At 72.1% G+C, this 26,251-nt stretch carries 21 protein-coding genes; 8 read left to right on the plus strand and 13 right to left on the minus strand.

The genetic code is table 11. The features are described 5' to 3' along the window. Nucleotides 1-198 precede the first annotated feature (198 nt). The gene (locus ACFQU4_RS26440; protein WP_377497774.1) at nt 199-1,740 is read left to right on the plus strand and encodes an alkaline phosphatase D family protein; all 1,542 of its coding nucleotides are present in this window, start codon (nt 199-201) and stop codon (nt 1,738-1,740) included. On the opposite strand, the gene ACFQU4_RS26445 is transcribed toward ACFQU4_RS26440, so the two are convergent. Together ACFQU4_RS26445 and ACFQU4_RS26450 are read right to left on the minus strand one after the other, a co-directional pair. Then, entirely contained in the window at nt 1,721-2,140 is a 420-nt protein-coding gene (locus ACFQU4_RS26445) for a hypothetical protein (RefSeq protein ID WP_377497776.1), read from the minus strand. The genes ACFQU4_RS26440 and ACFQU4_RS26445 overlap by 20 nt on opposite strands. Beyond that, the gene (locus ACFQU4_RS26450; RefSeq protein ID WP_377497778.1) at nt 2,137-2,718 is read right to left on the minus strand and encodes a TetR/AcrR family transcriptional regulator; all 582 of its coding nucleotides are present in this window, start codon (nt 2,716-2,718) and stop codon (nt 2,137-2,139) included. The genes ACFQU4_RS26445 and ACFQU4_RS26450 overlap by 4 nt, the downstream gene beginning before the upstream one ends. A gap of 161 nt (nt 2,719-2,879) precedes the next feature. Here ACFQU4_RS26450 and ACFQU4_RS26455 point away from each other — a divergent pair, with 161 nt between their 5' ends. Next, nucleotides 2,880-5,096 (plus strand): NADP-dependent isocitrate dehydrogenase, encoded by a 2,217-nt coding sequence (locus ACFQU4_RS26455; protein WP_377497780.1) that lies wholly within the window; start codon nt 2,880-2,882, stop codon nt 5,094-5,096. Between the two features lie 72 nt (nt 5,097-5,168). Here ACFQU4_RS26455 and ACFQU4_RS26460 read toward each other — a convergent pair whose 3' ends face one another. From ACFQU4_RS26460 to metH, 4 genes are all read right to left on the minus strand, one after another. Continuing rightward, complete coding sequence (locus tag ACFQU4_RS26460; protein ID WP_377497782.1) at nt 5,169-6,011, minus strand: class I SAM-dependent methyltransferase; 843 nt, start codon at nt 6,009-6,011, stop codon at nt 5,169-5,171. Nucleotides 6,012-6,021: 10 nt separating this feature from the next. Then, the gene (locus ACFQU4_RS26465) at nt 6,022-6,600 is read right to left on the minus strand and encodes a TetR/AcrR family transcriptional regulator (RefSeq protein WP_377497784.1); all 579 of its coding nucleotides are present in this window, start codon (nt 6,598-6,600) and stop codon (nt 6,022-6,024) included. A 146-nt stretch (nt 6,601-6,746) separates the two neighbouring features. Then, the gene (locus ACFQU4_RS26470) at nt 6,747-7,610 is read right to left on the minus strand and encodes an SDR family NAD(P)-dependent oxidoreductase (protein ID WP_377497786.1); all 864 of its coding nucleotides are present in this window, start codon (nt 7,608-7,610) and stop codon (nt 6,747-6,749) included. A 476-nt stretch (nt 7,611-8,086) separates the two neighbouring features. Then, the gene (gene metH, locus ACFQU4_RS26475; RefSeq protein ID WP_377497788.1) at nt 8,087-11,599 is read right to left on the minus strand and encodes a methionine synthase; all 3,513 of its coding nucleotides are present in this window, start codon (nt 11,597-11,599) and stop codon (nt 8,087-8,089) included. 73 nt (nt 11,600-11,672) lie between these two features. Here metH and ACFQU4_RS26480 point away from each other — a divergent pair, with 73 nt between their 5' ends. Further along, nucleotides 11,673-12,536, plus strand: coding sequence for a PAC2 family protein (locus ACFQU4_RS26480; protein WP_377497790.1), 864 nt, complete (start codon nt 11,673-11,675; stop codon nt 12,534-12,536). A 9-nt stretch (nt 12,537-12,545) separates the two neighbouring features. Here the strand turns inward: ACFQU4_RS26480 and ACFQU4_RS26485 are convergent, their stop codons facing one another. The 4 genes from ACFQU4_RS26485 to fmt form a co-directional block, all read right to left on the minus strand. After that, nucleotides 12,546-13,298, minus strand: a complete 753-nt coding sequence (locus ACFQU4_RS26485) for a CPBP family intramembrane glutamic endopeptidase (protein WP_377497792.1) — start codon at nt 13,296-13,298, stop codon at nt 12,546-12,548. Then, nucleotides 13,295-13,948 (minus strand): ribulose-phosphate 3-epimerase, encoded by a 654-nt coding sequence (rpe, locus tag ACFQU4_RS26490; protein ID WP_377497794.1) that lies wholly within the window; start codon nt 13,946-13,948, stop codon nt 13,295-13,297. The genes ACFQU4_RS26485 and rpe overlap by 4 nt, the downstream gene beginning before the upstream one ends. An 88-nt stretch (nt 13,949-14,036) precedes the next feature. Continuing rightward, the gene (locus ACFQU4_RS26495) at nt 14,037-15,392 is read right to left on the minus strand and encodes an RsmB/NOP family class I SAM-dependent RNA methyltransferase (protein WP_377497796.1); all 1,356 of its coding nucleotides are present in this window, start codon (nt 15,390-15,392) and stop codon (nt 14,037-14,039) included. Nucleotides 15,393-15,394: 2 nt separating this feature from the next. Next, nucleotides 15,395-16,318 (minus strand): methionyl-tRNA formyltransferase, encoded by a 924-nt coding sequence (gene fmt / locus ACFQU4_RS26500; protein ID WP_377497798.1) that lies wholly within the window; start codon nt 16,316-16,318, stop codon nt 15,395-15,397. Nucleotides 16,319-16,390: 72 nt separating this feature from the next. Between fmt and ACFQU4_RS26505 the strand changes: the two genes are divergently transcribed. The 5 genes from ACFQU4_RS26505 to ACFQU4_RS26525 all read left to right on the plus strand — a co-directional run bounded on the left by ACFQU4_RS26505 (nt 16,391) and on the right by ACFQU4_RS26525 (nt 21,300). Further along, nucleotides 16,391-17,071 carry a FadR/GntR family transcriptional regulator gene (locus ACFQU4_RS26505; protein ID WP_377497800.1) on the plus strand — a complete coding sequence of 227 codons (681 nt, stop codon included), beginning with the start codon at nt 16,391-16,393 and terminating at the stop codon, nt 17,069-17,071. Next, complete coding sequence (locus ACFQU4_RS26510; RefSeq protein WP_377497802.1) at nt 17,068-17,826, plus strand: creatininase family protein; 759 nt, start codon at nt 17,068-17,070, stop codon at nt 17,824-17,826. The genes ACFQU4_RS26505 and ACFQU4_RS26510 overlap by 4 nt, the downstream gene beginning before the upstream one ends. A gap of 92 nt (nt 17,827-17,918) precedes the next feature. Then, the gene (locus ACFQU4_RS26515) at nt 17,919-18,905 is read left to right on the plus strand and encodes an alpha/beta hydrolase family esterase (protein WP_377497804.1); all 987 of its coding nucleotides are present in this window, start codon (nt 17,919-17,921) and stop codon (nt 18,903-18,905) included. Continuing rightward, a complete protein-coding gene (locus ACFQU4_RS26520) occupies nt 18,902-20,452 on the plus strand; it encodes an AbgT family transporter (protein ID WP_377497806.1) in 1,551 nt (516 codons plus the stop codon). The genes ACFQU4_RS26515 and ACFQU4_RS26520 overlap by 4 nt, the downstream gene beginning before the upstream one ends. Before the next feature lie 74 nt (nt 20,453-20,526). Then, nucleotides 20,527-21,300, plus strand: a complete 774-nt coding sequence (locus ACFQU4_RS26525; protein ID WP_377497808.1) for a glycerophosphodiester phosphodiesterase — start codon at nt 20,527-20,529, stop codon at nt 21,298-21,300. On the opposite strand, the gene ACFQU4_RS26530 is transcribed toward ACFQU4_RS26525, so the two are convergent. From ACFQU4_RS26530 to metK, 3 genes are all read right to left on the minus strand, one after another. Next, on the minus strand, nt 21,285-23,363 hold the full coding sequence (locus ACFQU4_RS26530; protein ID WP_377497810.1) for a primosomal protein N': 2,079 nt from the start codon (nt 23,361-23,363) through the stop codon (nt 21,285-21,287). The genes ACFQU4_RS26525 and ACFQU4_RS26530 overlap by 16 nt on opposite strands. A 57-nt stretch (nt 23,364-23,420) precedes the next feature. Next, the gene (locus tag ACFQU4_RS26535; RefSeq protein WP_377497812.1) at nt 23,421-24,857 is read right to left on the minus strand and encodes an alpha/beta hydrolase; all 1,437 of its coding nucleotides are present in this window, start codon (nt 24,855-24,857) and stop codon (nt 23,421-23,423) included. 175 nt (nt 24,858-25,032) lie between these two features. Beyond that, the gene (gene metK / locus ACFQU4_RS26540) at nt 25,033-26,226 is read right to left on the minus strand and encodes a methionine adenosyltransferase (RefSeq protein WP_377497814.1); all 1,194 of its coding nucleotides are present in this window, start codon (nt 26,224-26,226) and stop codon (nt 25,033-25,035) included. Nucleotides 26,227-26,251 lie beyond the last annotated feature (25 nt).

Genomic DNA, 26,251 nt, shown 5'->3' on the forward strand with positions numbered 1-26,251 from the left:
GCGGAATCGCTGCGGGTGCGGCGCTCGAGCCCGTTGCCACGTTGAACCGTGGGAGTTCAGGGGGTTTCACGACAGGCACCGGCAGTCGATCGGCAGGGTCGTTGGGCGACCAAGCTGCGGCAGCGGTCGGGCAAGGTTCGCCGGTTGGTCATCCGGCGCGGGACCCGGTGGTCACGGCGGCTTCCGACGCTGATGATCATGAGCCTCCCCCGCCGCTCCTTCCTCAGCCTGGCCGCCGGCACCGCCGCGGTCGGCTCCACGCTCCCGATCAGTTTCGACTCCGCCGCCGCGGCCCCGTCGCCCCGGCTGGACGACCCGTTCACGCTCGGCGTGGCCAGCGGCGACCCGCTGCCCGAGGCCGTGGTGATCTGGACCCGACTGGCCCCGAAGCCGCTGGAGGGCGGCGGCATGCCGAACCGCAGCTACCGGGTGGACTGGCAGGTCGCCGCCGACGAGAGCTTCCGCCGCGTGGTGCGCTCCGGCGTGGCGTCGGCCGACCCCGATCAGGGCCACAGCGTGCACGTCGACGTCCGCGGGCTGGAGCCGGGCCACACGTACTGGTTCCGGTTCCGGCAGGGCGACCACCTCAGCCCGGCCGGTCGCACCCGGACCGCGCCCGCCGCCAAGTCCGACCCGGCCAAGCTGCGCTGGGCGGTCACGTCCTGCCAGAACTGGGAGGCCGGCTACTACAACGCGCACCGGCACCTGGCGGCCGAGGACCTCGACTTCGTCGCGTTCCTCGGCGACTACATCTACGAGGGCAAGCCGAACCCGAACGCGCTCCGGTCGCACCAGGGCACCGACGAGCCGTACTCACTGACCGACTACCGCAACCGGCACGCCCAGTACCGCACCGATGTTGATCTTCAGGCCGCGCACGCCGCGCACCCGTTCATCTGCACGCCCGATGATCATGAGATCGACAACAACTGGGCCGACGACGTGCCGCAGGACCCCGACCAGCAGACGCCGGAGGCGTTCCGGGCCCGCCGGATCGCGGCGCTGCAGGCGTACTGGGAGCACATGCCGTTCCGCCGCACCTCGCTCCCGCACGGTCCGGACATGCAGATCTACCGGGCCTTCCGGTTCGGCCGGCTGCTCGACGTCCCGGTGCTGGACACCCGGCAGTACCGGTCGGACCAGGTGACCACCTTGGCCGAGGCCGAGGCGCCCGGCCGGACGATCACCGGCGAGGAGCAGGAGAAGTGGCTGATGGACCGGCTGACCTCCTCGCCGACCCGCTGGAACGTCCTGGCGAACCAGGTCATGTGGGCCCAGAACGACCGCACCGCCGGGCCCGAGGAGTCCTTCGACTTCGACAACCTGGACGGCTACCGCTGGCAGCGGCGGCGGCTGCTGAACGAGTTCCGCCAGGTACGGAATCCGGTGATCATGACCGGCGACCGGCACTGCACCTGGGCCTGCGACCTGAAGACCGACTTCGATCACGAGGGCTCGGAGGTGGTCGGGGCCGAGTTCACCGGTACCTCGATCACGTCGGGCGGCGACGCCGACCCGGTCGCCTTCCACAAGACCTACGACCCGATCATGGCCGACAGCCCGCACTGGCGCTACATCGACAACCAGCGCGGCTATCTGATCATGGAAGCCGACCGCAAGCAGTTGACCACGAAGCTGCGGCTGGTGGACACGGTGACCAAGCCCGAGTCGCAGGTACGGACCGCGGCGACGTTCGTGGTCCTCGACGGAGTGCCCGGCATCACCGACGTGTCTGCTTGATCAACTTCTCCGGGCCGGATTGCGCCGGCACGGCGAGCGCGAGGAACTCCTCGACCCGGACCAGCCGCATCAGCCAGGCGGCCGGTCCGGGCAGCAGCCGCAGCGCGTCGACCGCGGCCAACCGCGTCGGCGCGGACACCGGATACGTCCGGCCGGCCCTGGTCAGTTCGCCGGTGCCGGCGACCTCCAGGTTCCGGGCCCAGTCGGCGGCGCTGTCGTACACCAAGCCGATCAGGAAACCCCGCTCGGTCCGGTAGGCCTGCACCGGCGTCCGGTACGCCGTTCCGCTGCGCCGTCCCACGTGGTGCAGCACGGCGAGCGGTGGCAGCCGCCGGGCCAGCGGCAGCAGCACCGGATTGATCACCGGACCGAGGGCCTTCATCGCGCGGGGCATCGTCATCGTCGTTCTCCTCCGGTACGTAGTCCGTCCATGATCAAGTCCAGATAGCGGCGCCAGCCGGAGCCGGACCGGTCCGCGGCGGTGCCGATCATCGCCATCAGCACCGGCAGGTCGTCGACCCCGAGATCGGCCCGCAGGCTGCCGTCCGCCCGGGCCCGGTCCAGCACCAGCCGCAGTCTCGGCCGCAGCCGCCGCAGCGTGGTCGCGAACTGGTCGCCGGCCCGTTCGTCGGCGAGCAGCACCTCGCGCAGGCCGCGATCCTCCGCGTGCAGCACGGCCAGCCCGGTGATCAACTCGGCGAGGGCGTCCCAGGGCGGCCCGTCGCTGCCGGCGGACCGGTCGACCAACGCCTCGACCTCGGCGACCCGGTCCTCGAACAGCGCGCCGACCAGCGCGGCACGGTTCGGGAACTTGCGGTACACGGTGCCGACGCCGAGCCCGGCCCGGGCCGCCACGTCGTCGAGCGTGACCTGCAGGCCGCGTTCGGCGAAGGCCGCCTTGGCGCTGGCGATGATCAACTGCCGGTTGCGTTCGGCGTCCCGGCGGAGCGGGCGGCCGCCGGCCTCGGGCTTCGACATGGAGCCAGCGTAGCACTAACCGGAGGTAGCACCTCCGCTTCTTGTGCGTGGCTGAACCTGGCAGACTCGCACCAGGCTCCCGCGGGCCCCTTCGGTGCGACCGGGCCGGTGGGATATCTTGACATCAAGACAGCGAGAAGGACCGTTAAGGAGAGACCGTCTTGTCCAAGATCATCTACACCCTGACCGACGAGGCGCCGCTACTGGCGACGTACTCGTTCCTGCCGATCATCGAGGCCTTCACCAAGGGCGCCGGGGTTCAGGTGGAGACCCGGGACATCTCGGTCGCGGCGCGCATCCTGGCGGCGTTCGCCGACCGGCTGCCGGCCGACCAGCAGGTCCCGGACTCGCTGGCCGAGCTCGGCGAACTGGCCACCACCCCCGAGGCCAACATCATCAAGCTGCCCAACATCTCGGCCTCCGTACCGCAGCTGAAGGCGGCCGTCGCCGAGTTGCAGTCCCAGGGCTACGCGCTGCCCGACTACCCCGACGAGGTCGAGTCCGACGAGGACGCCGACGTCCGGGCCCGCTACGACAAGGTGAAGGGCTCCGCGGTCAACCCGGTGCTCCGGGAGGGCAACTCGGACCGCCGGGCACCCGCCTCGGTGAAGAACTACGCGCGTTCGCACCCGCACTCGATGGGCGCCTGGACCGCGGACTCCAAGACCAACGTGGCGCACCTCGAGGCCGGCGACTTCCGCAGCAACGAGCAGTCCGTCGTGCTGCCCGCCGACGACGTGCTGACGATCAAGCACACCGCGGCCGACGGCACCGAAACGATCTTGAAGGACGGCCTGAAGGTGCTGGCCGGCGAGGTCGTCGACGCCACCTTCATGAGCGCCGCGGCGCTGGACGCCTTCCTGACCGAGCAGATCGCCCGGGCCAAGGCCGACGGCGTGCTGTTCTCGCTGCATCTCAAGGCCACCATGATGAAGGTGTCCGACCCGATCATCTTCGGGCACGCGGTGCGTGCGTTCCTGCCGACCGTGTTCGAGACGTACGGCAGCGAGCTGGCCGAGGCCGGGCTGAGCCCCAACGACGGGCTGGGCTCGATCCTGGCCGGGCTCGCCGAACTGCCGAACGGCGCCGAGATCAAGGCCGCCATCGAGCAGGGGCTGGCGGCCGGGCCGGCGCTGGCGATGGTCAACTCCGACAAGGGCATCTCCAACCTGCACGTGCCGAGCGACGTGATCGTGGACGCTTCGATGCCGGCCATGATCCGTACCTCCGGGCACATGTGGGGCCCGGACGGGAACGAGGCCGACACCCTGGCGGTGCTGCCGGACAGCTCGTACGCGGGCATCTACCAGGTGGTGCTGGACGACTGCCGGGCCAACGGCGCGTTCGACCCGGCCACCATGGGCTCGGTGCCGAACGTCGGCCTGATGGCCCAGAAGGCCGAGGAGTACGGCAGCCACGACAAGACGTTCGAGATCGCGGCCGCGGGCACCGTTGCGGTGATCAACTCCGCCGGCGAGACCTTGATCAGCCACCAGGTCGAGGCCGGCGACATCTGGCGGGCCTGCCAGACCAAGGACGCGCCGATCCAGGACTGGGTCAAGCTCGCGGTGACCCGGGCCCGGGCGTCCGGCTCGCCGGCGATCTTCTGGCTGGACGAGTCGCGGGCCCATGACCGGAACCTGATCGCCAAGGTGAAGACGTACCTCGCCGATCATGACACCGACGGCCTGGACCTGCAGATCCTGGCGCCGGTGGACGCGATCAAGCTGTCGATCGACCGGATCCGCAAGGGCGAGGACACCATCTCGGTGACCGGCAACGTCCTCCGCGACTACCTGACCGACCTGTTCCCGATCCTGGAGCTGGGCACCAGCGCCAAGATGCTGTCGGTGGTGCCGCTGATGAACGGCGGCGGCCTGTTCGAGACCGGCGCCGGCGGTTCGGCGCCGAAGCACGTGCAGCAACTGGTCAGCGAGAACTACCTGCGCTGGGACAGCCTCGGCGAGTTCCTGGCGCTGGCCGAGAGCCTGCGCCATCTCGCCGAGTCGACCGACAACGCACGGGCCCAGGTGCTGGCCGACGCGCTGGACGAGGCGACCGAGACGCTGCTCAACGAGAACCGGTCACCGGCCCGCAAGCTCGGCTCGATCGACAACCGCGGCAGCCACTTCTATCTGGCCCTCTACTGGGCGCAGCGGCTCGCCGCGCAGACCGCGGACGCCGAGCTCGCCGCGACCTTCGGGCCGGTCGCCCAGCGGCTCACCGAGCAGGAGTCCGCGATCGCGGCGGAACTCCTGGCGGTGCAGGGTTCGCCGGCCGACATCGGCGGCTACTACCGTCCCGACGCCGCGAAGACGACGGCCGTGATGCGGCCGTCGCCGGTGCTGAACGAGACGGTCGACGCCCTGCGCGGCTGACCACGAGAAAGCCCCCTTCCCTCGGTGCGCTCGCACCAGGGAAGGGGGCTTTTTCCTTTTCGGTAAGGGTTCCTAGAAGTCGAGCCGGTAGTAGCGCGCCATGTTGGCCATCGCGGGCACGTTCTTGCCCAGGGCGGCGAGCACCTGGTAGCGCGTGGACAGGACGGAGAAGTCGCTGGCGTCGAAGACTCCGACCACGTCGGTGCAGTGCAGCCGCCAGTGGATGGTCTCCAGTTCGGTCGGCCAGTCGATCCCCCAGTGCAGCGTGGCGGCCGCCTTGTGCACGGCCCCGTTCAGCCGCTGCAGCCGGATGCCGAGCCGGCTGAACCCATCGAAGATCATTTGGCCGGTCGGGAAGGAGTCGACCAGCCGCCGGAGCAGCGCCCGGCCGCCGGTCTCGGTCAGGTAGTAGACCAGGCCCTCCGCGACCACCAGGGTCGGCCGGTCCTGGGGCACCTCGGCCAGCCAGGCCGGGTCGGTCACCGAGGAGGCGATCATGGTGCTGCCCGTACGATCGCCGAACAGCGTCCGCCGCAGCGCGATCACGTCCGGCAGGTCGATGTCGTACCAGGCGACGCCGGGGCCGGGGTTCACCCGCCAGACCCGGGTGTCCAGGCCACAGCCGAGATGCAGCACGGTCGCCGACCGGTGCCGGGCCAGGAACTCGCGGGTCCAGCCGTCCAGGAACTCCGCCCGCATCGCGACCGAGTAGTGATCACCGGGTCGCAGGCCGGTCTGCGTCGGATCGAAGTTGATCTTGTCCAGGGTTTCGGCGGCGAGCATGTCGCCGAGGATCGGGTCGGGCGAGCGGGCGTCGAGTGCGCGTCCGTACAGCGTCGCGAGCATCGTCGCCTCGGCGCCGCGAAGTTCCACCCGGGGCCCGTCCGCGGCCTTCGATCGAGCAGAGTCGGTCACGCCATCGATCTTAGTGCCGCTGAGCCGTTCCGCCCCCGCGGACGAGGGTGATCAACTCGTCGATGAGATCGTCGGGCCCCGGCGCGCCGGGCCGCTTGCGCAGATGGCCGGCCAATTCAAGGTCGACCAGGCCGTGCGCGGTCGACCGGAGCAGCGCCACCAGCCGCTCGGTGCCCCGCGGCAGCGCCTCGTCCTCCGCCTGTGCCGCCGTCACCACCTCGGTGATCGCGACGACGGCGGCCTGCGCTGCGTCCTCCAATTCGGCATGGGGACCGGTCCAGGCTCCGAACACCAGCCGGAACCGTTCCGGCGCGGCGACCGCCCAGCCGACGTAGGCGTGCAGCGCGGCGCCGATCCGGGCCGCGCCGGTCTCCCCCGCCGCGGCCTCGGTCAGCCGGCCGGCCAGGACGCGCAGTTCGTCGGCCGCGATCGCCGCGAGCAGGTCGCGCTTGTCCCGGAAGTGCTTGTACGGGGCGTTGTGCGAGACACCGGCGCGGCGGCCGACCTCGCGCAGCGTCACCGCGGCCGGGCCGCCCTCGTCGAGCAGCGCAGCGGCTCCGTCGATCAACCGGTCCCGGGTGGTGGCCACGCCCCGAACCTACCGGGGCCAGGAGCCCGCCGAAGCGCCCCTCGATCCCTGAACCCGCCGAAGCCACCGGATCTCTGAGCCTGTCGAAGCTCCCCCCGATCCCTGAGCCTGTCGAAGGGCAAAGCCGGATCCCGTTCCCGACAGCCTCAGGAAACGTCGGCCGGCAAGCCGACCAGCGCCGCACTCTCGTCCCACAGCCGGTACAGCCGGGCCGGGTCGGTCGTGTGCGGTGCGGTCGGCACCGCCTGCCGGCGCAGGTAGTACCGCCCCGTCTGCCCGGCCGGCTCCGGCGCGGTGGCCAGCCAGAACGGGGTGTCGGATCCCTCGTCCAGGCTCTGCGCGAACGGGTTGATCATGGTCGTGAAGAGCCGCAGCAGGCCGATGCAGTTCCGGCCGAGGCCGGTCTGGTCGACGATCCCGGGGTGGCCGCCGTTGACGGTGATCATGGTGTCGGCGAGCCGGGCGGCGAGGGCGTACCCGAACATCGCGTTCATGTTCTTCGTTCGGCCGTACGCGACGAAGGGCCGGAAGCTGGGCACCGGGCCGAGGGTCCGCCGGTTCCGGAACTCGAGGTCGTCCAGGTCGACCGGCGTGCGCCGCAGCCCTCCCGGATGGGCGCCGACGATGACGAACCGGGCCGGCCGGTCGCCGAGCCGCTGGGCGAGGATCCGGAGCAGCACGTACGGGGCGAGATGGTTGGTGGCCAGCATCAGCTGCCGCCCCTCGCCCGTGACCGCGTCCAGCGGCGCGATCACTGCCGCGTTGTTGATCACCACGTCCGGCAGCGGCTCGAGCCGCTCGGCCAGCGCCCGGACCTCCGCCGTCAGCGACAGGTCCGAGACCTCCCCGGCGAGATCGGCACCCGGCACCGCCTCCGCGATCCGGCCCCGCGCCCGGTCGATCCGCTCCGCCGAGCGACCGACCATGATCACGGAGTGGCCCGACTCCGCCAGCCGCCGGCTGATCCGCTCCCCGATCCCGCCGGTCGCACCGGTGACGACAACACGCATCCCCAACACCTCCACCACGCCATCAGGTTGACATCGTCAACCTTAGCTCGCAGGTTGTCGGCGTCAACCGCCGACTGGGTTCGACGAGCGGCGACCAAAGACGTCGGAGCGTCGGGAAGCCCAAGCCGCAGGATCTCTCGTGGTCGGTGAATCCGGCCCACCGACTGGACGCAAAGGGCAACTCCGGGCGCCGGATCGCGGACAAAGCGTCCGGTCGATGTCGGCAAGTTCCGGCGGCCGGCCACCGCCCGCAAGTTCTCTCGTGGTCGGTGATCCGGCGGCTGGTCAGCCTGGGACCGGGCGACTCGCATCGACGATTCGGAAGGACCCGGCCGGGGTTTCCACCCAACCTCCAACCCGCGCCGGATTGCGTACTCGGCTCCCCGTCACCCTCCTGCCCGAGCCCGCCGACTGGGCACAACAGCAGCGACACGCCGCCGAAACGCCTGCTTTTGTGCCCGGTCGGCGTCCGCCTTTTAGCGCGCGTTGAAGTATTTGGCTTCGGGGTGGTGGACGACCAAGGCGTCGGTGGACTGCTCCGGATGCAGCTGCAGTTCCTCGGACAGCTCGACGCCGATCCGTTCCGGCTTGAGCAGGTCGACCAGCTTGGCCCGGTCCTCCAGGTCGGGGCAGGCCGGGTAGCCGAACGAGTAGCGGGAGCCGCGGTAGGCCTGGTCCCGGATCATGTCGTCCATCGCGCCGTCGTCGGCGGCCAGGCCGAGGTCGGAGCGGATCCGGGCGTGCCACAGCTCGGCCAGCGCCTCGGTCAGCTGGACGCTCAGCCCGTGCAGCTCCAGGTAGTCCCGGTAGGCGTTCTTCTCGAACAGCTCCGCCGTCGCGCGGGACACCGCCGAGCCCATCGTGACCAGGTGGAACGCGATCACGTCCGGGCCCTTCGCGGTGGCCAGTTCGCGGTCCCGGAAGAAGTCGGCCAGGCAGAGGTACCGGCCGCGCCGCTGTCGCGGGAACGTGAACCGGTGCAGCTCGGCGCCCGGGTCCGCGGCCTCGCCGCCGGGCCGCAGCACGATCAGCTCGTCGCCGTCGCTGTAGCAGGGCCAGTAGCCGTAGGTCACCGCGAACTCGGCGATCGAGTCGGTCTGGACCCGGTCCAGCCACATCCGCAGCCGGGGCCGGCCCTCGCGCTCCACCAGCTCCTCGTACGACTCGCCGTCGCGGGAACCCTTCAGGCCCCACTGACCCATGAACGTCGCCCGTTCGTCCAGGTAGCCGGTCACGTCGGCCAGCGCGATCCCCTTGACGATGCGCTCGCCCCAGAACGGCGGCTCCGGTACGTCGACGTCGCGGGCCACGTCGGAGCGGGCGGGCAGCTCGACCCGCTCCTCCACCGCGACCGCGGACCTGCTCTTGGCCTTGACCCGGCGCTCCCGCGGGGCCGGCAGCGCGGCACCCTCGTCGCCGCGCTTCACCGCCATCACGGCATCCATCAGCCGGAGCCCCTCGAACGCGTCCCGGGCGTAGCGGACCTCGCCGTCGAACACCTGGCCCAGGTCCTCCTCGACGTAGGACCGGGTCAGGGCCGCGCCGCCGAGCAGGACCGGGAAGTCCTTGGCCATGCCGCGGCTGTTCAGCTCCTCGAGGTTCTCCTTCATCACCACGGTCGACTTCACCAGCAGCCCGGACATCCCGATCGCGTCGGCCTTGTGCTGCTCGGCCGCCTCGATGATCGTGGTGATCGGCTGCTTGATGCCGAGGTTGACCACCGTGTAGCCGTTGTTGGTCAGGATGATGTCGACCAGGTTCTTGCCGATGTCGTGCACGTCGCCCTTGACCGTGGCCAGCACGATGGTGCCCTTGCCGGCCGAGTCGGTCTTCTCCAGATGCGGCTCCAGGTGGGCCACCGCGGTCTTCATCACCTCGGCCGACTGCAGTACGAACGGCAGCTGCATCTCGCCGGAGCCGAACAGCTCGCCGACCACCTTCATCCCGGCCAGCAGGTCGTCGTTGATGATCGCCAGGCCCGGCTTCTCGGCCAGCGCAAGATCAAGATCGTCGCTCAGGCCCTTGCCCTCGCCGTCGATGATCCGGCGCTTCAGCCGCTCGGTGACGGGCAGCTTGGCCAGCTCGGCCGCCCGCTCGGCCTTCGTGTCGGCCATCTTCACGCCGGAGAAGATCTCCAGGTAGCGCTGCAGCGGGTCGTAGTCCTCCCGCCGCCGGTCGTACACAAGATCAAGAGCGACTTCCCGTTGTTCGTCAGGGATCCGGGCCATCGGCATGATCTTGGCCGCGTGCACGATCGCCGAGTCCAGCCCGGCCTCGACGCACTCGTGCAGGAAGACGGAGTTGAGCACCACCCGGGCGGCCGGGCTGAGGCCGAACGAGATGTTCGACAGCCCGAGGGTGGTCTGCACCTCCGGGTAGAGCCGCTTCACCTCGCGGATCGCCTCGATCGTCTCGATGCCGTCCCGCCGGGTCTCCTCCTGGCCGGTGGCGATCGGGAAGGTCAGGCAGTCGATCACGATGTCGGAGGTCTTCAGGCCCCAGTTGCCGGTCAGGTCATCGATCAGCCGCTGCGCGACCCGGACCTTCCACTCCCGGGTCCGGGCCTGGCCCTCCTCGTCGATGGTCAGCGCCATCACCGCGGAGCCGTGCTCGACCACCAGTTCCATGATCTTGGTGAACCGGGAGTCCGGCCCGTCGCCGTCCTCGTAGTTCACCGAGTTGATCACCGCGCGGCCGGCCAGGCACTCCAGGCCGGCCTGCAGCACCGCCGGCTCGGTGGAGTCGATCACGATCGGCAGGGTCGAGGCGGTCGCCACCCGGAACGCGAGCTCGCGCATGTCGGCGGCACCGTCCCGGCCGACGTAGTCGACGTTCAGGTCGAGCAGGTGCGCCCCGTCGCGGATCTGCGACCGGGCGATCTCGACGCAGTCGTCCCAGCGCTCCTCGAGCAGTGCCTCGCGGAACGCCTTCGAGCCGTTGGCGTTGGTCCGCTCCCCGATCGACAGGTAGCTGGTGTCCTGCCGGAACGGCACCTCCGCGTACAGCGACGCCGAGGCGGCAACCGGCTGCGGCGTACGTTCCTGGACCGGCCGGGCCTGGAGCCGGTCGACCACCTGCCGCAGGTGTTCCGGGGTGGTGCCGCAACAACCCCCGACCAGACCCAGCCCGAACTCGCCGGCGAACTGTTCCAGGGCGTCGGCCAGTTCGACCGGCGTCAGCGGGTAGCGGGCCCCGTCCGCGGTCAGCTCCGGGAGTCCGGCGTTGGGCATGCAGGCGACGCCGATCCGGGCGTGCCGGGACAGGTGCCGCAGATGCTCGCTCATCTCGGCCGGGCCGGTCGCGCAGTTGAGCCCGATCAGGTCGATCCCGAGCGGCTCCAGGGAGGTCAGCGCGGCGCCGATCTCGGTGCCGAGCAGCATCGTCCCGGTGGTTTCCACGGTGACGTTGACGATGATCGGCACGTCCCGGCCGGCCACCTCGCGGGCCCGCTTGGCGGCGATCGTGGCGGCCTTGGTCTGCAGCAGGTCCTGCGAGGTCTCGATCAGGACGCCGTCGATGCCGCCGGCCAGCATGGCCTCGACCTGCCGCTGGTAGGCGTCCCGCAGCTTGGCGTACGTGACGTGGCCCAGGGTCGGCAGCTTGGTGCCGGGGCCGACGCTGCCGAGGACGTACCGGGGACGGCCGGGGGTGGCGTAGCGGTCGGCGGCGCGGCGGGCGATCCGGGCGCCGGCCTCGGCCAGCTCCTCGATCCGCTCCGGGATGTCGTACTCACCGAGGGCGGAGAGGTTGGTGCCGAAGGTGTTCGTCTCGACCGCGTCGACGCCGGCCTCGAAGTAGGCCGCGTGGATCGCCTCGACCACGTCCGGCCGGGTGGCGTTGAGGACCTCGTTGCAGCCCTCGAGTTGTTCGAAATCGTCCAGGGACAGGTCGTACGCCTGCAACATGGTGCCCATCGCGCCGTCGGCGATGACTACACGCTCAGAGAGCGCGGTTCGAAGGTCCGGGTTGGCTGCGTTGTACGAACTCACCGACCGAGGATAGCGACGACCGATGAACAGTCGGGGGACCCGGCCACCAGTCGAGAGACGTAGGGTTGTCCCTGTGCCGGATCCCTCCCCCGAATCAGCCGCCGACTCCGTCGATCTGCGCGGGCTGAACGAGCCCTTCGCGGTGATCGCGTTCCAGGGCTGGAACGACGCGGGAGGCGCCGCCTCGGACACCGTGCAGCGACTCGCCGAGATCACCGACGCCAAGCTCGGGTACGAGATCGACGGCGACGACTTCTACGACTTCCAGGTGAACCGCCCCGAGGTCCACCTCGACGACGACGGCGTGCGCCGGCTGACCTGGCCGGTCACCCAGGTGAAGGCGGGCCGGCTGGCCGACGGGCGCGACCTGGTGCTGATCGACGGCTACGAGCCGAACATGCGCTGGCGCCAGTTCTGCACCCTGATCACGTCGGCGCTGGAGTCGGCCGGGGTGCGCCGCGTCTACCTGCTCGGCGCGCTGCTCGCCGACACGCCGCACACCCGGCCGATCCCGGTCTCGCAGACCGCGAACGATCCCGACACCGCCGAGCGGCTGGGCCTGGAGATGTCGACGTATGAGGGCCCGACCGGCATCGTCGGCGTGCTCGGCGACGCGCTGACCCGATCCGGCACCGAGGTGATCACGCTGTGGGCGGCGGTGCCGCACTACGTGTCCCGGACGCCGTGCCCCAAGGCCACCCTGGCCCTGCTGTCGAAGCTGGAGTCGACGCTCGACGTACCGCTGGATCACGGCGACCTGCCCGAACTGTCCCGGGCCTGGGAACGCGGCGTCGACCAGCTCGCCGAGTCCGACGACGAGATCGCCGAGTACGTCCAGACGCTGGAGCAGCAGCGCGACGAGACCGAGTTGCCCGAAGCGTCCGGCGAGGCGATCGCCGCCGAGTTCGAGCGCTACCTGCGCCGCCGCGAGTCGTAGCCCGGTCCGTCAGGACCCCTGGCTGAACATCAGTACGACGAGCAGCGTGGGCACCGTGGTGACGAGGTTGACCAGCAGGTGGGCGAAGATCAACGGGACCAGCCGGCGTTGCCGGTGCAGGATCAGGCCGGCACCGACAGCCCAGACGGCGAAGGCGATCCCGAAGACCGGCATCGCGGCCGCGGTCGGCGCGAAGAACAGGTGCTGCAGCGCGAACAGGGCCGCCGGGATCCCGATGGCGAGCCAGGTCGGCAGCCGAGTGGCGAGTTCGGTCTGCGCGTAGCCCCGGTAGATCAACTCCTCCGCCGGAGCGTTCAGCGGCGCGAACGTGATCACGGTGATCACGAAGAGGGTGATCATCAGCCAGGGTGGCCAGGCGACCGCAGTGGCGGTGTCGACGAAGATCGTCGCGAACGCGGTGGTCATATCGCTGCCGTACCGGATCGCCATCACGGCGAACAGCGCCGCACCGAACCCGGCCTGCAGCACCACGAACCAGAGCAGCCCCCAGAGCAGGTCGCGCGGCAGCCGACCGCGGGACAGCCCCACCAGGTCGCGAAGGCGGCGCCCCTCCCGGTGCAATCGCCGCCGGAGCAGCATCAGGGAGGCCACGTTGACCGGGAACAGCAGCAGCGCCGACAGCGCCACCACCGGAAATCCGACCGGCTGACCGGCCGCCCGGAGCAGCGCCCAGGTGATCAGGTTGACGACCAGGACCAGCCCGACGCGGAGCGCCGGCAGCCCGATCGCCCAGCCGATCATCCCCCGGCTCGACTCCGGAGCGTGCTGACCATCGTGTCCGGGTCGTCGGCGCCGAAGACGGCGGAGCCCGCGACGAAGGTGTCGGCGCCAGCCTCGGCGCAGCGGGCGATCGTGTCCGCCGAGATGCCGCCGTCGACCTCGAGCCAGATGTCGGCGCCGGAGGCGTCCAGCAGCTCGCGGGTCCGGCGCAGCTTCGGCAGCATCAGGTCGAGGAACTTCTGGCCGCCGAAGCCAGGTTCGACGGTCATGATCAAGATCATGTCCAGTTCGCCGATCAGGTCGGCGTACGGCTCGATCGGGGTCGCCGGCCGGAGCGCCATCCCGGCCCGGGCGCCCCGCGCGCGCAGTTCCCGGGCCAGCCGGACCGGCGCCGACGAGGCCTCGACGTGGAAGGTGACCGACTCCGCGCCGGCCTCGGCGTAGGAGGGTGCCCAGCGGTCCGGGTCGTCGATCATCAGATGGATGTCGAGCAGCTTGTCGGTCGCCTTGCGCAGCGACTCGACCACCGGCAGCCCCAGCGTCAGATTCGGTACGAACCGGTAGTCCATCACGTCGACATGGATGCCGTCCGCACTGCCCACGGCCGCGATCTCGGACTGCAGGTTGGCGAAGTCGGCCGACAGCAGGCTCGGCATGATCTTGATCCCCACGGGCCGCACTCTACTGACCGAAATCCAGCAGACTTCCCGCCCCGGGCCGGGTTCGGGCCGTTTCCTCGCCGAGTGCGCTGGATTTCGGTCAATCGACCCGCAGATAGGCCGCGAACATCGCATCCGTCCCGTGCCGGTGCGGCCACAGTTGGAGGTACGGGCCCGCTGCCGAATCCGGCGGTTCCGGCAACCCGGCTCCCGCGAGCACGTCGGCCGCCGCCACCGTCGTGACCCCGGTCCGCTCCGCGAGCACGGCCTCGACCACCTCAACGGTCTCCCGCCGATGCGGCGAACAGGTCACGTAACCGACCAGGCCGCCGGGCCGCGCCGCGTCCAGCGCCGCGTGGAGCAGCGCTCGCTGCAGCGGCACCAGCTGGTCCAGCGTCGCCGGGTCCCGGCGCCAGCGCGACTCCGGCCGGCGGCGCAGCGAGCCGAGGCCGGTGCACGGCACGTCGGCGAGCACCCGGCCGAAGCGCCCGGAGCGCCAGGCCGGCCGGGTGCCGTCGGCAACGACCACCTCGACCGAGTCGAGCCCCCGGACCGCCGAGCGGACCAGGTCGGCCCGGTGCCGGCTCACCTCGGCCGCGAGCAGCCAGGTCCCGGCCGCCTTCGCCAGCCCGGCCAGCAGAGCCGACTTCCCGCCCGGCCCGGCACAGAGATCGAGCCAGGGATCCACGTCCCCTGAGCTGGTCGAAGGGCCAGGAAGCGCTGCGGCGACGAGTTGGGAGCCTTCGTCCTGGACGCCCGCCCTCCCCTGGCGTACGGCAGCGAGCTCGGCCGGCGAGCCCTGCCAGGTTGCGGCGTACGGGGACCAGCGGCCCGGCCCTGCGCCGGCCTCGACCAGCTCGGAGACCTCGGCCAGGCCCGGCCGGACCGCGAGCGTGACCGGGGCCGGCTCGTTGTTGGCCAGCAGCGCCGGCTCCAGCTCGGCCTCGGGCAGGACGTCGGCGTACGCGTCGACGATCCAGCGCGGGTGCGCGGTCCGGATCGCCAGCGCCTCCCGCGGCGCCAGGCCGCGGCTCAGCCGGTCGGTCCAGGACCGGTAGTCGTGGGCGGCGACCTTGCGCAGGACGGCGTTGACCAGCCCGGTGATCTTGGGCCCGACGGCCTCGCGGGCCAGGTCGACGGTGCTGGCGACCGCGGCGTGGGCCGGCACCCGCAGGTTCAGCAGCTGGTGCGTGCCGAGCCGGAGCAAGATCAACACCGGCCGGTCCAGCCGTTCCGGATCGCGGCCGGACGCGGCCCCGATGATCAGGTCGTAACTGCCGGCGAGCCGGCTGGTCCCGGCCACCAGTTCGGTGGCGAAGGCCGCGTCGCGGCCGGTCAGGCCGCGCTCGGCGAGCAGCCGGTTCATGATCAGATTCGCGTACGCGCCCTCGGTGTCGACCGCGAGGAGCGCGTCGTAGGCGGTCCGGCGGGCCGGATCCCGCGGCGGCCCGGCCATGATCAGCCGAGCTTGTCGTCGGCGGCGAACGTGACCCCGCGGGCCCAGTCGGCGGCTCGCATCGGCTTCTTGCCCTGGGCCTGCACCTGACCGAGGTCGAGCGCACCGGCCCCGGTGCCGACGACCACGGCCTTCTTGGTCACCCGCAGCTCGCCGGGAGCCAACCCGTCCTCGTCCACCGGCGTCGCCGAGTTGATCTTGAACCGGTCGCCGCGGAAGGTGGTCCAGGCGCCCGGCGCGGGCTGGCAGCCGCGGACCTGCCGGTCCAGTTCGACCGCGGCCCGCTGCCAGTCCAGCTGCCCGTCCTCGACGGTCAGCTTGGCGGCATAGGTCTCACCGGCCTCGGGTTGCGGCGTCGCGACGGCCGTACCGGCGGCGAGGGCGTCCATGGTGGAGACCAGCAGCCCGGCCCCGCGATCGGCCAGCCGGCCGAGCAGATCGCCGGCGGTGTCGGTCGGCCCGATCGGCTCGGTGATCGCGTCGAACACCGGACCGGCGTCGAGCGCCTTGACGATCCGGAACGTGCACGCCCCGGTCTCCTGGTCGCCGGCCAGCACCGCATGCTGCACCGGTGCGGCGCCGCGCCAGGCCGGCAGCAGCGAGAAGTGCAGGTTGACCCAGCCGTGCGGCGGGATGTCGAGCAGCTTCTGCGGCAGCAGCGCCCCGTACGCGACCACCGGGCAGCAGTCCGGCGCCAACTCGGTCAGCCGCTCCACCAACGCCGGGTCCTTGGCCCGCTCCGGCTTCAGCGTCTCCAGGCCGAGCTCCGCGGCGCGGGCGGCGACCGGGCTCGGATGCAGCGTCCGGCCGCGACCGCTCGGCGCGTCCGGCCGGGTGATCACCGCGACCACCTCGTGCCCGGATTCGACCAGGGCGTTCAGGGCGGGCAGGGCCACTTCCGGGGTTCCGGCGAAGACGAGACGCACAAGCGGAGAGTGTAGGGCCTGCGCCCGCTCGACCCTTGACACCCAATTGTCTAAGTGATTTAGTCAGTTGCTGTGAAGGCATCCACCCTCTCCCTGTCCGAGCAGATCGCCGACGGCATCGTCGCCCTGATCCGCGAGGACGGCCTGCGGCCCGGCGACCTGTTCCGGTCCTCGCGAGAACTGGCCAAGCACTTCGAGGTCACCACGCCGACCATCCGGGAGGCGCTGCGGCGGCTCGAGGCGACCGACGTGGTCGAGTTCCGGCACGGGTCCGGCACCTACGTCGGGCGCGGTCTGACCCGGCGGCTCCTCGCCAATCCGCACGCCGACCGGGCCGGGCTGGCCGCGGTGCTGGAACTCGTCGACGCCAGGATCCTGATCGAGCCCGAGTTGGCCGCGGCGGCCGCCCGGTCCCGGACCGAGGCCGACCTGGACGCGCTGCGCACCGCCGCCAGCAACGCCCTGGTGCCGCAGCGCGGCGACGAACGCCCGGCCCTGCACTTCCATGTCGCGCTTGCCGCCGCGACCGGCATCCCGCTGGTCCGGGAGACGGTCGAGGCCCTGCTCCAGGTACGGGAGCGGGAGCAGATCGAGATCCGGCACCGCTACGACGACCGCGAGCGGGACCACACCGAGCACGTCCGGATCATGGAGGCGGTCCAGGATCGCGACCCGGACGCCGCGGCCCGGCTGACCCGGGAACACCTGACCGCGATCCGCACCTCGCTGGCCGCCGAGGAGTCGGGCCGATGACGTACCGGCTGGCGGAACTGACCACCGACGAGGCCGCTGCGGCGGCCGCGACGGGCGCCGCAGTGCTGCTCCCGGTCGGCGCGTTCGAACAGCACGGCCCCGGCCTGCCGCTGGCGACGGACCTGGTCCGGGCCGAGCGGCTGGCCGACGCGGTCGCCGACGAACTCGGCGGAGCGGCCGTGATCGGCCCGTCCGTGCCGGTCGGCGTCTCGCCGCACCACCTCGCCTTCGCCGGTACGGTCAGCCTCCGGCCGGCCACCTTCCTCGCGGTGCTGCGGGACTACCTGGACAGCCTGGCCCGGCACGGCTGGCGCCGGTTCCTGGTGGTCACCGGCCACGGCGGCAACAACGCCGCGCTCGACGTGCTGGCCCAGGACCTGCTCCGGGACCGGCCGGAACTGCGGTTCGCCTGGGCGCCGGTGACCGCGCTGGCCGCCGACGTGGTCGCCGCGATGGAGACCAGCGAGGTGACCGGCCACAGCGGCGAGGCCGAGACCGCCCAGATGCTGCACCTCGCCCCCGACCAGGTGCGCCGGGACCGGCTGCGGCCCGGCACCACCGCCCTGGACCAGTTGGAGCCGCTGACCCGGCTCTCCCGCAGCCGCTACCCCGCGCTCGCCGTCGGGTACGACCAGCTCAGCCCCGACGGCGTGCTGGGCGACCCGCGCCGGGCCACCGCGGCCGACGGCCGCGCGATCGTCGAACGGGCGACCGCCCGCCTGGTCGCCTTCCTCAAGGAGTGGCCGGAAGGCTAGCTCCCCCGCACCCCCCCCGCACCCGACAGCTCGGCCGAGCCGCCGCTCGGCGGGTCGAGCACACCCGGAATCCGCTACGAAAGGCCTGACCAATGACGCGCAGCCGACCTCTCCGATCCCCCTGGCGCCCGATCGCCCTCGCCGCGGTCGCCGCCGCCCTGCTCCTGGCGCCGGCCGCCGCGGCCGATCCGGGACCGGCGCGGCCCGCCGAAACGGCCGCCCGCTGTGCCAAGCCCACCGAGCAGCAGGACGGCACCAGCGACAAGTACGAACTCACCGACCAGGGCCGCGAGCGGAGCTACATCCTGCACCTGCCGGACGGCTACTCGGGCCGCGACGACTGGCCGCTGATCATCGCGTTCCACGGCCGCGGCGGCACCGGGACCGAACTCGAGGGCTACTCCGGGCTGTCGACGGTGCCCGCCGTCGTCGCGTACCCGAACGGTGAGCTGGGCACCGGCGACGGCTATCGGCGGGCCTGGCAGGGCGCCCCGTACGCACCGCCCGAGGTCGACGACGTCGCGTTCACCTCGGCGCTGCTGGACCGGCTGCAGGCGGACTGGTGCGTCGACCCGGATCGCAGCTACGCCACCGGAAAGTCGAACGGCGGCGGCCTGGCCGGGTTGCTCGGCTGCCGGCTGCCGGACCGGTTCGCGGCCGTGGCGGTCGTCGCCGGCGCCTTCTATCCCGCATCGACCGAGGACTGTGCCGGGGCCGGCCCGATGCCGATCATGATCATCCACGGCACCGGTGACGCGACGATCCCGTACGACGGCGACGCGGACCGCGGGCTGCCCGCCATCCCTGATCTGGTCGACGCCTGGGTGGACCGCAACGGGTGTCGGAGCGGTCCGGAGACCCGGTCGGTCGGGACCGACGTCACGATCAGCCGTTGGGATCGCTGCTCGGGCGGCGTCGGTGTCAGCCATGTCGCCGTGACCGGCGGCGGCCACGTCTGGCCGGACGCTCACGCGTACTCCGGCGGCGGCTATCTGACCCGGACCGTCGCCGCCGAGGACCTGGCCTGGCAGTTCTTCCGGGGCTACTCGCCGGCAGCGACGGCCGGAGCGGTCCGATGAGCACCCGGGTGGAGACGCCGCGCGACGAGCAGCCGGACCAGCTGCCCAGGATCGTCCGCGCGATGGCGGTGATCGAACGGGTCGGCAACGCGCTGCCCCATCCGTTCTGGCTGTTCTGGATCCTGGTGATCATCCTCGGCGTGGCCAGCGCCGTGCTGTCCGCGGCCGGGGTCACCGTGATCTCCCCCGGCGACGGCGAACCGGTCACGGTGCGGAACCTGTTCAGCGGCGACGGGCTCGCGATGGCCCTGTCCGGCGTGATCGACAACTTCGCCGAGTTCCCGCCGATGGCGACGATCATCGTCGTGATCATGGGCGTGGCGATCGCCGAGCACAGCGGCTTCCTGGCCGCGGTGATGAAGACCGGCGTGTCCCGGGTGCCCGCCTCCTGGGTCGTCTTCACGGTCGCGTTCGCCGGCACCGCCGCGCACGTGGCGTCGGCGGCCGCGTACATCATCCTGGTCCCGCTCGGCGGGCTCGCCTTCCGCGCGGTCGGCCGGTCGCCGATCCTCGGCATCGTGGTCGCCTACACGGCGATCGCGTCCGGCTACGACGCCAGCCCGATCCCGACCCCGAACGACGCGATCTTCGCCGGCATCACCACCGCGGCGGCCAAGATCATCGACGCCGACGCGTACGTCTCGCCGCTGAGCAACTGGTTCTTCAACATCGCGTCCTCGGTGCTGCTGGCGATCGTGATCACCGTGGTGACCAAGCTGGTGCTGGCCAAGCGGCCGGACCTGGACCCGGACCCCGACGCGGACCTCACCGACCTGGGCACGCTGGAACTGTCGCCGCGCGAACGGTCGGCGCAGCGGCTGGCCCTGATCGCCCTCGGCCTGGCGCTGTTGATCTTGGTCGCGCTGGTACTGCCGCCCGCGTCACCGCTCCGCGGCGAGGGCGGGTCGCTCGCCGAATCGCCGTTCCTGGACGGGATCGCGGCGGTGGTCGGGCTGCTGTTCGCCCTCTGCGGGATCGTGTACGGAGCTCGCTCCGGCTCGATCACCGGACCCGCCGACGTGCCGAAGCTGATGGCCCGCGGGGTGCGCCAGATGGCCCCGGTGCTGGTGCTGTTCTTCGCCATCGCCCAGTTCCTCGCCTACTTCGAGTGGACCCGGATCGGCGACCTGATCGCCGTCGAGTCGGCCCGGCTGCTGGACCAGAACAACGTCCCGGTGCCGGTGATCTTCCTGATGGTGTTGATCTTGCTCGGCGTGGTCAACGTCATGATCACCAGCGGGTCGGCCATGTGGTCCATCGCCGCGCCGGTGCTGGTGCCGATGCTGATGCTGCTCGCCGTACCCGCCGAGACGACCCAGGCGCTGTTCCGGATCGCCGATTCCGGCTCCACGGCGATCACGCCGATGAGCCCGTACTTCGTGATGGCGCTGGGCTTCCTCCAGCAGTACCGGAAGAACGCCGGCATCGGCACCCTCGCCTCGTACACGCTGCCGCTCGCGGTCGCGATGACGCTGGCCTGGACAGCGCTGTTCTTCCTCTGGTGGGCGCTCGGCATTCCGCTGGGTCCCGGCGCCCCGGTTCGCTGACGGACCGGGTTGACGGGCGAGTTTCGGGCTCGGGATACTCCCCCGGTTGACCAGCGCCAGGGGATGGGGTCCGAGTGATCGAAGAGTTTCTCGCGTCGAGGCCGTTCGTGGTGGCGCACCGGTGCGGCGGCGGGCACTGGCCCGAGTTCTCCGAGCGGGGCGTCCGCGGCTCGATCGGCCTCGGAGTGCGGGCGCTGGAGGTCAGCGTGTACACGGCGGCCACCGGCGAGTGGGTGTGTTCGCACGACCGGTCGACGGTCCGCGTCACCGGGGTCGACCTCGACATCCCGACAACGCCGTGGGTCGAGCTGCAGCAGCTACGGACCCGGCCCGACCACACGTCGGATCCGGGCCAGGACGCGACGCCGCTGCTGCTGCTGACCGACCTGATCGAGTCGTGTCCGGACCAGGTCCTGTTCCTCGACCACAAGGAGACCTCGGGCGGGCGGGACGATGCCGACCCGCAGGCGGTCGACCGGGAACGCCGGCTGCTCGACTTCCTCGACGAGGTCCCGGGCCTGGCCGAACGGGTCGTCTGGAAGGTGTTCGCGCCGGCCGAGGCGTCCCGCCGCCGCGCCGCCGAGCGCGGCCTTCCGTCCTGGGGCATCCACTACTCGGCGACCCTGGACCAGCGGATCGGGACCGCCGACCGGTTCGACCTGCTCGGGCTGGAGTGGGACGCGCCGGAACTGGCCTGGCGGGCCATCACGGACCTCGGCCGGCCGGTGATTGGGCACATCGTCGCCGGCCGGGAACAGGGGGACGTCGCGCTGAGCCGCGGCGCGGCCGGGCTGATGGCCTCGACGCCGGCGGACTTCGCGGACCTGCTCCCTCAGTCGATGACCTGAGGGTCGACCCGGAGGCGCAGCCCGCCCTCGCTCTTGCGGGCGCTCCGGATCGCGGCGACCTCCTTGGCCGCGCGGGCCAGCCGGTCGCCGAAGGCCCGCGGGCCGCGCAGGGTGAGTCGCCAGACCTGCTCGTCGGCGTCGGCCAGCCGGGACTGCTCGGGTAGCTCGACCGGGCCGAGCAGCTCCGTACCGTCCGGCAGCTGGGCCAGCGCGACGAACTCGTCCAGCGCCTCCCGCCGTCCCTCGGCGGTGATCAACTTCACCGCGGGCGGGAAGTGCGCCTCGCCGCGTTCGGCCAGCTCGCGGGCCGCGAATCCGGCCGCGTCCAGCCGGACCAGGGCCTGCAGCGCCCGGCCGGAGCTCTCCCCGACCGCGAGCACGGTGCCGCCGTCGCCGCCGGGCCGGACCAGTGCGGTCGCGTTGAACCAGCGCCGCAGCGCCTCCTCGACGGCGCGCAGGTCGGGCCGCAGCAGCAGGATCGAGGTGTCCAGCAGCAGCGCCGCCGCGTACCCGTCGGTGGCGATCGGCTCGGCGCCCGGCGTGGTCACGACGATCGCCGAGTCCGGCCCGACCTCGGTCAGGACGGAGCCGCCGGCGGACCGGCGGACCGGGGTCTGGCTGAACGCCCGGCCCAACTCCTCCGCGGTACGTTCAGCGCCCACGACCGGGGCCCGGAGCCGGCGGCCGCCGCAGATCGGGCAGGCCCAGTCGGCCTGCAGCCGGCCGCACCAGGTGCAGGACGCCGGCTGCTCGCCCGGTCCCTGCCGGGTCGGCCCGCCGCAGAACTGGCACCGGACCGGCTCCCGGCAGGTCTGGCAGATCAGGGCCAGCAGGTAGCCGGCCCGCGGCACCTGGACCAGCACCGGGCCCTGGGTGAGCCCGGTCCGGATCACCTCGAACGCCTCCCGCGGCAGCCGCAGCGCCCGGGCCAGCGGGTCCCGCTCCAGCCGGGAGTCGCTGTCGGCGGTGACCTTGACCCGCGGGGCCAGCCGGCGCAGCGCCGTCCGCTCCAACGCCACCTCGTGCGCCCAGCCGGACTCCAGCCAGGACTGCACCTCGACGCTGCGCCCGTACGACCCGACCAGGACGGCGCACGGCTCCGTCACGGCCCGGAGCGCCAGCACGTCCCGGGTGTGCGGGTACGGGGCGCGCTGCTCGGACAGCAGGTCGTCGCCGTCGTCCCAGACCGCGACCAGGCCGAGGTTCCGGACCGGGGCGAAGGCGGCGGCGCGGGTGCCGATCACCACCGGGACGTCGCCGCGCAGCACGGCCAGGAAGGAGCGGTACCGGGCCGACGGACCGAGCTCCGCGCTCAGCTGGACGAACGCCCGCTCGCCGAGCTGCTCGGTGCAGGCGGCGGCCAGCCGGTCCAGGTCCCGCCGGTCCGGTGCGATCAGGATCGCACCGCGGCCGCCGGCCACCGCCGCCCGGGCCGCCACCGCGAACCCGGTGGCCCAGTCGCCGCTCGGATCCGTGCTCGGCGTCGGCCGCCACACGGCGCGCGGGTTGCGTCCGTCACCGAGCGCGGCGAGCAGGCCGGGCCCGTCCGGGAAGGCCGACCAGATCGAGTCCCCGTCGGGTGGCTGGACCGGTTCCGGGTCGGGCGAGCGGCGCGGCTCGGCCTCGGTGGCCGCATGCCGCGGCGGTACGGCGAGCCGCAGCACATCGGCGAAGCACCCCGCGTAGTGGTCCGCGACCCGGCGGATCAGCCGGGACACCTCCGGGGTCAGCACCGGCTCTGCCGAGATCACCTTGTGCAGCGGTGCCAGGGTGCCGTCGTGCTCGGACGCGTCCAGCCGCTCCAGGATGAAGCCGTCCCGCAGCTTCCCGGCGAACCGGACCCGGACCCGCGCGCCGGGCACCGCCTGCTCGTGCTGCGCCGGCAGCACCCGGTAGTCGAACGGCCGGTCCAGGTGGCTCAGCGAGACGTCGACCGCGACCCGCGCGACCGGCTGCTCCGCCGCCTGAGCAGGCTTCGCCTCCTCCCGCTTCCGCTTCTTGGCACGGGTGCCCGGGCTCGCGGTCACGGCCAGGTCGAGCGCTGGCTGGTCGGCTTCGGGCACACCAGATGATAGGCAGGCGGCGCCGACAGGACCCGGGACCCGCCGGGTGGTCGTGGCTCAACCGTCGGCGGGACAGCGGTGGCCCGCCGCGGGCAGCCGGCCCGTGGTCAGGTAGGCGTGCGCGAGGTCGCGGACGCAGCGGTCGCCCGACAGGTAGGCGGCGTGCCCCGCCGCCCCGGTGAACCAGACCGCGCCGGGCAGCTGCCGGGCGACGTTGCGGCCGCCGGCCGGCGGCGTGGTGTCGTCCTCGGCGCCGTTGTGCAGCAGGATCGGGGCGACCCCGGGCGCGGTGATCGGGTGCGGCGGGTTGCTGCCCTGGCCGGGCTGGCCGGCGCAGCGCCCGTACCAGGTGCGGGCCGAGAGCCAGCCGGTGTGCGGAGCGATGGCCCGCAGCGGACGCTCGATCCGCCGGGTCAGCGTCGGCCACCCGTCCCGGAACGGGAAGTCGGAGCAGAACGCGAGGTTCTCCACGGCACCGGCGGATTGGGTCGGCGGCGGCAGCCAGAGACTGCCCGCGTCACCCGCCTCCGCCTCGGCCAGCGCGGCCGCGAACTCGGGCCACTCGGCCTCCCCGTCGATCGAGCCCAGGGCCTTCAGCCGCAGCGCGTCGGCGGTGACGGTCCGGCCCGGACCGGCGCTCGGGGCGGGCAGCGGCTCCTGCTCGGCCCGCTCCATCAGCGCGTCGAAGACCGGCCCCGGGTCCCGGCCGGACAGGGCGCAGTCGGCGCTCGCCCGGCACCAGGCCCGGAACCGCTGGAACCGGTCGTGGTGGATGGCCGCCATCGGCGCCGCGCGGCGCAGCACGCTCGGGTCGGTGTGGTCGGCCACGCTGTCCAGGAACATCCGGCCGACCCGCTCCGGGAAGAGGTCGGCATAGCGCTGGCCGTACACGGTGCCGTAGGAGTTGCCGTAGTAGTTCAGGGTGGGCACCCCGAGCGCGGCCCGGACGGCGTCCAGGTCGCGGGCCACCTGACCGGCGTCCAGGTGGCCGGCCAGCGGGCCGGCGGCCTCCAGACAGTCCTCCGCCCAGCGACGGTTCTCCGCCGCGAAGTCCTGCCAGCTCCGCCGGTCGACCGCATACAGGACCCTGGCGAACGCCGGCGCCGGCGGGCAGGCCACCGGGCTGCTCGCCCCGATCCCCCGCGGGTCGACGACGATCACGTCGTACCAGGCGGTCAGGTCGCGCAGTTGCTCCTTGGTGGTCGGCAGGTGTTCGATCGACGATCCGGGCCCGCCGAGATTGACGACCAGGCTGCCGAGCCGGCGGTCCGGATCCTGCGCCGGCAGTTGGGCCAGGCCGATCCTGGTCCGGGCGCCCCGCGGCTCGGCCCAGTCGACCGGCACCTCCAGTTCGGCGCACCTCAGTCCGGCACCGGACGCGCAGTCCTGCCAGTCGAGTTCGCCGACGGGCGGTTCGGCCGCGGCGGCGCGGACCGGCCCGCCCAGGGTGAGGGCGAACAGGGCGAACAAGATCAGCAACGGGTGACGGGGCATGCCTGCCATCCTCACGAGCCCGGCCGCGACCGACATCGACGCACGGTCGCCGCCGGGCTGGCACCTCGGTGGCACCGGTTCCGGCCGGCCAGTCAGACCGGGAGGGCAGGCGGAACCCCGGAAACGCGCAAGCCCCGAACCCGCGACGGGTCCGGGGCCTGCGGTGTTGGTCGGGTCAGCCCTTGACAGCCTTGGCCAGCGCCTCGGCGCGGTCGGTCCGCTCCCAGGTGACGCCGGGCAGGTCACGACCGAAGTGGCCGTACGCGGCGACCTGGGCGTAGATCGGGTTCTTCAGCTCCAGGTCGCGGATGATCGCGGCCGGGCGGAGGTCGAAGGTGGCCAGCACGGCCTGCTGGATCTGCTCCACCGGGACCGCCTCGGTGCCGAAGGTCTCGACGTAGAAGCCGACCGGCTGCGCCTTGCCGATCGCGAACGCGATCTGCACCTCGCACCGCTTCGCCAGGCCGGCGGCCACGACGTTCTTGGCCACCCAGCGCATCGCGTACGCGGCGGACCGGTCGACCTTCGACGGGTCCTTGCCGGAGAACGCGCCGCCACCGTGCCGGGCCATGCCGCCGTAGGTGTCGACGATGATCTTGCGGCCGGTCAGGCCAGCGTCGCCCATCGGGCCGCCGATCTCGAACCGGCCGGTTGGGTTGACCAGCAGCCGGAAATCGGACGCGTCGATCGCGTAGTCGTCCAGCACCGACTCGACGACGTGCTTGCGGACGTCCGGGGTGAGCAACCGGTCCAGGTCGATGTCGGCCGCGTGCTGGCTGGACACCACCACGGTCTCCAGCCGGGCCGGGCGGTCGCCGTCGTACTCGATGGTGACCTGGGTCTTCCCGTCCGGCCGCAGGTACGGCATCGTGCCCTCCTTGCGGACGGCGGACAGGCGCTCGGCCAGCCGGTGGGCCAGGTCGATCGGCAGCGGCATCAGGCTCGGGGTCTCGTCGCAGGCGTACCCGAACATCAGGCCCTGGTCGCCGGCGCCCTGCAGATCGAGTTCGTCGACCGAGCTGCCGGTCCGCTTCTCGAACGCGGTGTCGACGCCCTGGGCGATGTCCGGGGACTGCTGCCCGATCGCGACCGAGACGCCGCAGGAGCCTCCGTCGAAGCCCTTGGTCGACGAGTCGTAGCCGATGTTGATCACCCGCTCGCGGACGATCTTCGGGATCTCGACGTACGCGTTCGTGGTGACCTCGCCGGCCACCACGACCAGCCCGGTGGTCACCAGGGTTTCCACCGCGACCCGGCTGTGCGGGTCCTCGGCGAGCATCGCGTCAAGGACCGAGTCGCTGATCTGGTCGGCGATCTTGTCCGGATGCCCTTCGGTCACCGACTCCGATGTGAAGAGCCGTCCAGCCATGTCATCTCCCCTAGCGTGTGTCTCG

This window comes from Microlunatus sp. GCM10028923, assembly GCF_042666975.1.
GTDB lineage: Bacteria > Actinomycetota > Actinomycetes > Propionibacteriales > Propionibacteriaceae > Microlunatus.